Genomic DNA, 5,936 nt, shown 5'->3' on the forward strand with positions numbered 1-5,936 from the left:
ATGGCCAGATGCTCTCCCCCACCTAAAAAGAGGGGTTTTTGTCGGTTTTTTAATTGATGTATATATTAGTTTCCTTTTTGTACTTCTACCACTTTATTTATGTTTGTTAACGGTTTATATCCGTGTGCTTGGAATGCTTTTTCAAACTCTGCTGAAGTTGTATTACCATATAAGTCTTTAGCAGCTTGTACAATGTGAGATTGAAGTGACTCGAAATCTTCTGCTGAAGTTGCATAGTTTTGTAGAGCGCGCATAACGACTTTACTTACTTTGTTGTTTCCTTGTTTCTGAACAGATACACCGTTGTATGTTTTGCCTTCAGCCAATTGGTATAATACATGACTAATAATGCCTGAATTTACATGAGGTTCTTGATTATTTCCATCGTTATAAAAGTCTTGTAAATTTGTATATAGTTTACGTCCATGGTCACCGATTTCATTTGGAATATCTCGGGTTACTTCATCTAAACTGTCCCCCATTATCCAATTTCCCTTGTCTTTTTTTACATAAATTTCAATCTGTGTACCCCAGAAATCGGCCAGTCCTTCGTTAAGGGCATCTGTTTCAAGATTTGGATATCTTACGACTTTGTTTTTTGTTGTACCACTAAATATGGCATGTCCAAATTCGTGAGCTGTTACGTCTAAAGCAGATGTTAATTTTCCGTTTAGACCATCACCAAATACCATCTGATTCCAAGCCGGATGCCAAAATGCATTCACATAGTTTTCCTTAACGCCACCCTTCACATCAGCAGAATCAAATCCATGTACACTAGCAACGATTTTTGAATCTTTATTGTCATAGCTTTTTAAATTATGTTCTTTCTTAAAGTAATCGTAAATATCGCTCATATTTTTCATTACACCAGCTGCTTCTTTGTCTGTAAAATTAGCGGTGTTACTAGAGACAAGTGTACCCGGGTAACCAGCTTGACTTGTCCCATCCATTGCATCTGCATAATTTGCATTATAAATGTAAATACCATTTCCGCGAGATAGATCAACTAAATAAAATTCTCCATCGGTGCCTTTTGCGATATGAAACGATACATTTTCTTGTAGTGCATTTATCCCGGTTCCTTGTTCTTTAGCTGGAGTTAACCGAGGAGCTGTTACTTGATTAATAGATTTATTTTCTTTATTTTTAATAAATTTTTCTTGGAAGAGTACGTCGCTATTTTTTAAATCAATGATTGCGTGACCGTTTATAATTTGAGCATCATTTTCATATGTAAATGTCATTACCTCTGTAAATGTATAATTTCCATCTTTTTTCGTATAAACGAAAGTTTCACTAGAAAATTCTTTTTCTACTGCATCATCTGGAATTTGAAGAACATTACGTAATATAGATTTCACTTCATTTTTCGACAAAAAATTTGTTATAGTAAGATTAGGGTGTTGTTCTAAATTTTGGGCTACTTTACCACTAACAGTTGTAATTACTCCATTTTTATCTACTTTAACAATGAGGTCTTGGCCGTATACTTTGTAATTTTTATATGTTTGTGCAAGACGTATTTCCGTTTGATTTTCTTTTGTTTCTTTGTTTGTAGGTTGAAAATCAACGTTTTTGTCAGTGGTAACTTGGTCTTGCTGTGCTTTGGCCCCGTTTACTTCGCCTTTTAAGTATTTTTTTGCGATATTTTCTTTCGTATCATTTTGTGGTTCTGTTAACTTCCCGATTGTTAAACCGGGCTGAGCAATGTCAACTTTTACTTCCTTTTTATCAACTTCTTGGGCGTGAATCACTTCTGTTGATAAAGGGCAGAGAAGACCAAAAGTAAAAAAAGCACTAGCGATTTTTTTATAATTCATCTCTAACACTCCTAATCTTGTATTTATATGGGATGAATTGTATGAAAAATCTGCCGAATTTTATATATATTATGCATTATTTCATATCAAAAATTGTCGAAAAGGCATTATTGTAGTGGTATGACAACTTAGAAAAATTAGATTACTGTAATGGGATGGTGAGCGAACATGCATGCAGAAAAGTTAGGAAGCGAAATAAAGAAGATTAGAATGATGAGGGGTTTAACGCAAAAGCAGTTATCTGATAATATATGTCATCAATCGGAAGTAAGTAGAATTGAATCAGGTGCAGTATATCCAAGTATGGATATACTGCAAGGAATCGCAGCGAAATTACAAGTTCCCATAATTCATTTTTATGAAGTTCTCATTTATTCTGATATTGAAAGAAAGAAGCAATTCAAGGATCATATTATATTATTGTGTAAGCAAAATAGGTATAAGGAAATTTATGATAAGGTTTGGACTGAATTAAAAAAGGAGGAATATCACCCTGAATTTCAACAATTTCTTCATTGGCAGTACCATTTAGCAGCATATATGTCAAAAAAGATAAATTATGAATATTGTATTTTGGAATTAAAAAAATTACTGCATCAACAATTAGTAGGAATTGACATGTTTCAAAACTTGTACATAGAAAATACTATCGCTATTATTTATGCGGAGAATGGATATTTCAAAAAGAGTATTGAGTTATTTGAGAATATATTGAAACAATTAGAATCCCTGCATAGCAATGAAGAGTTTGTTGTGAAGGTTAGATACAATCATGCTAAGGCATTATATAGAGATAATCAGTATGAGGAAGCACTTTACCAAGTTAAAAAGGCGATCGAAATCTCTTGCCAAATTAACAGTATGGTGTTGATTGGAGAACTATATTATCAAAAAGGTGAGTGTCTTGAGAAATTAAGATACACAGAGGAAGAAATTCATGAGTCTTATGAAAAAGCTTATTTCTTTTTCGATTTATTAGAATTACATGCCTATAAAGATGTACTTTTAAATAAAAAGATAAACAAATAATTACCTGAAATTGGATATGCATAATTGCATATGATATAGATAAGTTTTAATGATATATTAAAATAAACAATATGAGGGGGATGGAATATGAAAAAATTACTTATTGGTAGTTTGTTGACATTAGCAATGGCATGGGGTATTTCTGCAGGAGGTACAGCTTTAGCAAAAAATCATGTGATTGCTGATAATAATCAAGAGGTACAATTAGCTTCTGACCTACCTTTTGTACACTAATTTCTGACTTGTCTTTTAAATATTAAAAATAACCGTCTAAATTTAGACGGTTATTTTTTGTTGAAGTAACATCCAGACATTTTTACTAGAAACAGGTTTACTAATTAAGAATCCTTGAATGTGGTCACAATTTTGATTATGTAAGAATGACCATTGTTCATGTGTTTCAACGCCTTCAGCAATAACATTCAGCTGTAGTTTTTTTGCCAATGTAATAATAGAAGAAATAATCGCTTCTTCTAGAGGACTATTTTTAATTTCACTAATGAATTCTTTTGCAATTTTTAATGTATTAATAGGATATTTTGTTAGATAAGATAAAGAACTATAGCCAGTTCCAAAGTCATCGATTGAAATTTGAATACCGAGTTTCTGAAGTTGTTCTAGTTTTTCGATGACAGATTGCTTCTTATTGATGGCAATGCTTTCTGTAATTTCAATGTCCAATGCTTCTGGGATTAATTCTGTTTCCTCTAATACTTTTGAAATAGTTGGAATGAGGTCTGCATGATTAAATTGTACGACAGATAGGTTCACGCCAACCTTTAAATGAGTAAAACCTTGATTGTGCCATCTTTTCGCTTCTAAACAAGCGGTACGGAGAATCCAGCTTCCAAGCTCAATAATAAATCCTGTTTCCTCTGCCAGCGGGATGAATTGTGCTGGGGATACAGTACCGAGCTTTGGATGTTTCCAACGAATTAATGCTTCAAATCCAATGATTTGTTTTGTTTTCATATTGACTTGAGGCTGGTACTCAAGGAAAAATTCATTTTGTTGTAGCGCTTTAGAAAGCTCGCTTTCTAAAAAGTGTATTTCATTTTCGGCAATACTCATTTCTTTTGAGAAGAAAATATATGTATTTTTTCCGCTTGCCTTTGCACGATACATAGCCATGTCTGCATGCTTCATTAATTCTGTAGCGTGAGTGCCATAATCGGGATACATTGCAATGCCAATACTTGGTGTAATAGAAAGTTCTTCATCTTGGATAAAGAATGGCTTGTTTAATACTGTTAATATTTGATCAGCTATAAAAGCGGCACTTTTCTCAGAATACATATCCGGCAGTAAAATTGTGAATTCGTCCCCGCCTTGACGTGCAACAATATCTTTTGAGCGCAGACAACCTCTCAACCGTTTTGCTACTTCAATTAATAATAAATCCCCAACATCATGTCCTAGACGATCATTAATTTTTTTAAATCGGTCTAGATCAAGGAACAATACAGCAACATCGTTTAAATTCGTTTGTGCCTCATCTAAAACAGAGCGTAAGTCTTTTTCGAATTTTCGACGATTCGGTAGTCCTGTAAGTGCGTCATGAAATGCTAAATGTTCGACTTGTTTTTGTTGCTCATATAAAGCTGTAATATCACGAGCAATACCAAACATCCCAACCACTTCTTTTTCAATTGAAATTGGAATGAGTGTAACCTGAAGATAATAGTAATAGCCTTCTTTTTTCTTTGTTCGTACTTCTAGTGTTTGGGGCCTGCCTTCTTTTGTAACTTGTAATGCTCTATTTAGAAGTTCATGGTCTTGTGCATCAATAAAATGTAAAAGAGAATAGCTGGTGACTTCACAGTAGTAGGCTGTAAAGAGACTTTCACAAGCTTTATTCGAACTCTGGAAAATTCCATCCATATCTAGTGAAAATACAGCATCGGGATGATCCTCAAATAGCGATTTATATCTTTGCTCACTTTTAGAAAGAGCGAATGCTCCTTCTTCGACCTTACCTTCTAATTGTGTAGTCAACTTTTCATATGTATTAATTAGTTTTTGATTAGCTTTCCACATGTATAATTGTCTTAAGAATAATAAGATAAGAGATAGTGCAAATCCAATTAACATAGGTTTTTTGTCTGCAAGCTCTGAGATTATAAAGATAAAAGTTATGATTAGACTAAAGTACGGCAAAATAAATCGTACATAATCAAATGGATAATATTTCATCTTTGTTTCGTGCTGAATTGGTTTATTGAATACATACAGTAGTGAGGATAAACCAATTGAGAGTATAGAAGCGGTATGGATGAAATAAGTAAATTCAGCAGAGATTTCTACACCTCTATTTAGTTGGAAAATATAAACATATCCATAAATAAGTATAATAGCAAAACCGATAATTAACGCAATTCTACTAGAAGAATGCTGCTCTCTTCTATATAGGCTAATGACAGCATATATCATTAATGATTGCGCAATGAAGTATCCCGTTATAACCCACATTTCGTTTGTTATGTCGCTAAATTGTGAAATGTTGAGTATGATAGTAAGGATAAAATAGATATTCATAATAATGATAAATATGCTATCGAATAAAAACTGGGAAAGACCTTTAATAGAATAATGTTTTGTGAATTTTATTGCAAAACCAGTAAATAATAAAATGTATTGTATGATGAAAAAGGGAACTGCCTCGTGTGAAAGTATAGATTGTTTATAAATAGAAAAAGACTGTAAAAATAAAGTGATTTCCATTATGAAACTGCATAAACATGTACATAAGATTAAGATCCAAAATAATTTTTCTCCACTTTTCATCTTGTGGATAGCTTTATACAAACAAGCGCAGGAGAAAATAGCAGCGAAGGAAAATAAGAAGATAATGCCAAACTCCTTTCCGCTCCAGCCTTTAGGAATAAACATAATCCAAAGGAAAAATATAAGAATATACATGATAACAAAATTTACATACTTTCTTTGATTAATCATATTATTACTCCGTTTCAATAAAGTTGAATCTAAGGGGAAAATGCTAATTTAAATAATAGCATATAAAGTAAAGGTTTTGTCATTATAAAAACGACGTCTTCTTTTAACATAAAACAACGTAACGTTACA

At 32.6% G+C, this 5,936-nt stretch carries 4 protein-coding genes; 2 read left to right on the forward strand and 2 right to left on the reverse strand.

Annotated features, from left to right (window positions below):
* Window positions 1–65: 65 nt before the first annotated feature.
* Window positions 66–1,823 (reverse strand): M4 family metallopeptidase, encoded by a 1,758-nt coding sequence (locus tag V7183_RS01090; protein WP_335358451.1) that lies wholly within the window; start codon window positions 1,821–1,823, stop codon window positions 66–68.
* A 168-nt stretch (window positions 1,824–1,991) separates the two neighbouring features.
* Between V7183_RS01090 and V7183_RS01095 the strand changes: the two genes are divergently transcribed.
* A complete protein-coding gene (locus V7183_RS01095; protein WP_335358452.1) occupies window positions 1,992–2,852 on the forward strand; it encodes a helix-turn-helix domain-containing protein in 861 nt (286 codons plus the stop codon).
* Window positions 2,853–2,939: 87 nt separating this feature from the next.
* On the forward strand, window positions 2,940–3,086 hold the full coding sequence (locus V7183_RS01100) for a quorum-sensing peptide PapR (RefSeq protein ID WP_335358453.1): 147 nt from the start codon (window positions 2,940–2,942) through the stop codon (window positions 3,084–3,086).
* A gap of 42 nt (window positions 3,087–3,128) precedes the next feature.
* Here V7183_RS01100 and V7183_RS01105 read toward each other — a convergent pair whose 3' ends face one another.
* A complete protein-coding gene (locus V7183_RS01105) occupies window positions 3,129–5,807 on the reverse strand; it encodes a DUF4084 domain-containing protein (RefSeq protein ID WP_335358454.1) in 2,679 nt (892 codons plus the stop codon).
* Window positions 5,808–5,936: the final 129 nt, after the last annotated feature.

Origin of the sequence: Bacillus sp. JJ1127 (assembly GCF_036965845.1) — a bacterium.
In the GTDB taxonomy this organism is placed as follows: domain Bacteria; phylum Bacillota; class Bacilli; order Bacillales; family Bacillaceae_G; genus Bacillus_A.